This window comes from Sphingomonas sp. UYEF23, assembly GCF_040546165.1.
Taxonomy (GTDB): domain Bacteria; phylum Pseudomonadota; class Alphaproteobacteria; order Sphingomonadales; family Sphingomonadaceae; genus Sphingomonas; species Sphingomonas glacialis.
In genome coordinates this window covers 1-2,491 of record NZ_JBEPNG010000027.1, presented here as the reverse complement: position 1 = coordinate 2,491, position 2,491 = coordinate 1, and the positions used below count along the sequence as shown (strand labels likewise).

At 63.6% G+C, this 2,491-nt stretch carries 2 protein-coding genes; both read right to left on the bottom strand.

Annotated features, from left to right (window positions below; genetic code table 11):
- Positions 1-84: 84 nt before the first annotated feature.
- Entirely contained in the window at positions 85-864 is a 780-nt protein-coding gene (gene istB / locus ABIB28_RS18455) for an IS21-like element helper ATPase IstB (protein ID WP_354289569.1), read from the bottom strand.
- A complete protein-coding gene (gene istA, locus ABIB28_RS18450; protein ID WP_354289567.1) occupies positions 854-2,380 on the bottom strand; it encodes an IS21 family transposase in 1,527 nt (508 codons plus the stop codon). The genes istB and istA overlap by 11 nt, the downstream gene beginning before the upstream one ends.
- Between the last annotated feature and the right edge of the window lie 111 nt (positions 2,381-2,491).

Sequence of the window (2,491 nt, the reverse complement as noted above, 5' to 3'; positions counted from 1 at the left end):
TGTTGATTTCCGCTGAGAGTTGACCCGGGATTTTCATCGAGAAGTGACCCGGGTGGATATAGTGTCCCGCGGCGCGGGGGTGGGTCAAGCGGTGGCTTTTTCCTTTCGTGTTTTGGGTGCTGCGGCGCTGGCCCTGAACCGGAAGCTGTCATTGCCGGTTTCGAGGATGTGGCAATGGTGCGTGAGCCGATCGAGCAGCGCGGTGGTCATCTTGGCATCGCCGAACACCTCGGCCCATTCGCTGAAGCTGAGATTGGTGGTGATGACGACGCTGGTGCGCTCGTAGAGCTTGCTCAACAGGTGGAACAGCAGCGCACCACCTGATGGGCTGAACGGCAGATAGCCAAGCTCATCGAGGATGATGAGGTCGAGGCGCAACAGCCGATCGGCAAGCTGGCCGGCCCGGTTCATCGCCTTTTCCTGCTCGAGCGCATTGACCAGATCCACGGTGGCGAAGAACCGCACCTTCTTGCGGTGATGCTCGACAGCTTGGATACCGAGTGCGGTTGCAATGTGCGTCTTGCCCGTGCCCGGACCACCAATGAGCACGACATTGTCGGCGCCATCGACGAACTCGCCGCGATGAAGCTGGCGGACCATCGCCTCGTTGACCTCGCTAGCGGCGAAGTCGAACCCGGCCAGGTCCTTGTAGGCGGGGAACCGAGCGGCCTTGATCTGATAGGCGATCGATCGGACCTCGCGCTCGGCCATCTCGGCCTTGAGCAGCTGGGACAGGATCGGCACGGCCGCGTCGAACGCGGGCGCGCCTTGCTCGATGAGATCGCCGACGGCCTGGGCCATGCCGTACATCTTCAGCGCCTTGAGCATGACCACCACGGCGGCGCTGGCGGGATCATGACGCATGACGCAGCCCTCCATCGCGAAGGGCATCATAGCGCCCGACATTGGCGAGAGGCTCCTGTGCCAAGCGCAGCGCCTGGGGTGCATCGATCGGGGATGCCGGGGGCGCCTTGCCGTCGATCAGGCGGTGCAGGACGTTGAGTACGTGGGTCTTGGTTGCAACGCCGGCTTCCAGCGCCAGCTCGACCGCGCATAGCACGACCTGCTCATCATGCTGGAGAACAAGGGCAAGGATCTCGGCCATCTCCCTGTCTCCGCCGGGGCGGCGCAGGAGCTGACTTTGGAGCTGCCGGAACGCATCGGGCATGTCCGCGAACGGTGCTCCATTGCGCAAGGCTCCGGGCTTGCGCTGGATCACCGCCAGATAATGCCGCCAGTCATAGACCGTTCGGCCGCCGGTATGATGGGATCGATCGATGATCCGGCTGTGCTCGCACACGAGTTGACCCTCGGCGGCGATCACGATCCGCGTCGGGTAAATCCGCAAGCTGACCGGGCGGTTGGCGAACGATGCCGGCACGCTGTAGCGCGTGCGTTCGAAGTGCACGAGGCAGGTCGGTGACACACGCTTGGTGTGTTCGACGAAGCCGTCGAACGGTCGACCCGGCGGCATCAGACTGGCAACCTCGGTGGCGTGGACATCAGCGACGGTGCCGGGCAGCACGCCGTGTTCGATCTGCGCCCATTGCGCGATGCACTGCGCCTCCAGCCAGACGTTGAGCGCGTCGAGATCAGGGAAGCTGGGCATCGGTTGCCACAACCGCCGCCGCGCATCCTGGACGTTCTTCTCGACCTGCCCCTTCTCCCAACCGGAAGCCGGATTACAGAACTCAGGCTCGAACAGATAATGACTCGCCATCGCCGCGAACCGGGCGTTGACCTGCCGGATCTTGCCCGCACCGATCCGATCGACGGCGGTCTTCATGTTGTCGAAGATCCCCCGCCGGGGCACGCCCCCCAGGACCCGGAACGCCTGGGTGAGCGCGTCGAACAGCATCTCGTGGGTCTGGAGCGGATAAGCCCGAACGGCGAAGGCGCGACTGTGCGAGAGCTTGGTATGCGCCACCTGCAGCTTAGTCTGCCGACCGCCCAGCATCGCCCAGTCCTCGCTCCAGTCGAACTGGAATGCTTCGCCTGCGGCGAACACCAAAGGCACGAACGTCCCGCGCCCGCTGGTCTGCGCCTCGCGCTGCCGTTCGGCCTTCCAGGCCCTGACGAAGGCGGCCACGCGGTTATACGAGCCGTCGTAGCCCAACACCACGAGATCGGCGTGCATCTGCTTGGCCGTGCGTCGCTGCTTGCGCGACTTGGCCACCTCGGTCCGCAGCCAACCCGACAACTTCTCAGCAAAAGAGTCGAGCTTGCTCGGCCGCTCGGGAACCTTGAAGCTGGGCTCAACCGTCCCGGCGCGCAGGTACTTGCGGATCGTGTTGCGCGACAATCCCGTGCGACGCTCGATCTCTCGGATCGGCATCTCATCGCGGAAATGCCAGCGCCGGATAACGCTCAATAAAGCCATGTCGATCACTCCAGTGTCCCCCGACCAGGCAGCCAGGGGAAGATCAAAACATGGGTCACTTCTCAGTGGAAATTATGCGCCTCCCGGGTCAGCTCTCAGTGGAAATCAACA

Coding starts and splice junctions, on each gene's coding strand:
- istB (WP_354289569.1), bottom strand. CDS start 864: ATGCGTCATGATCCCGCCAGCGCCGCCGTGGTGGTCATGCTCAAGGCG.
- istA (WP_354289567.1), bottom strand. CDS start 2,380: ATGGCTTTATTGAGCGTTATCCGGCGCTGGCATTTCCGCGATGAGATG.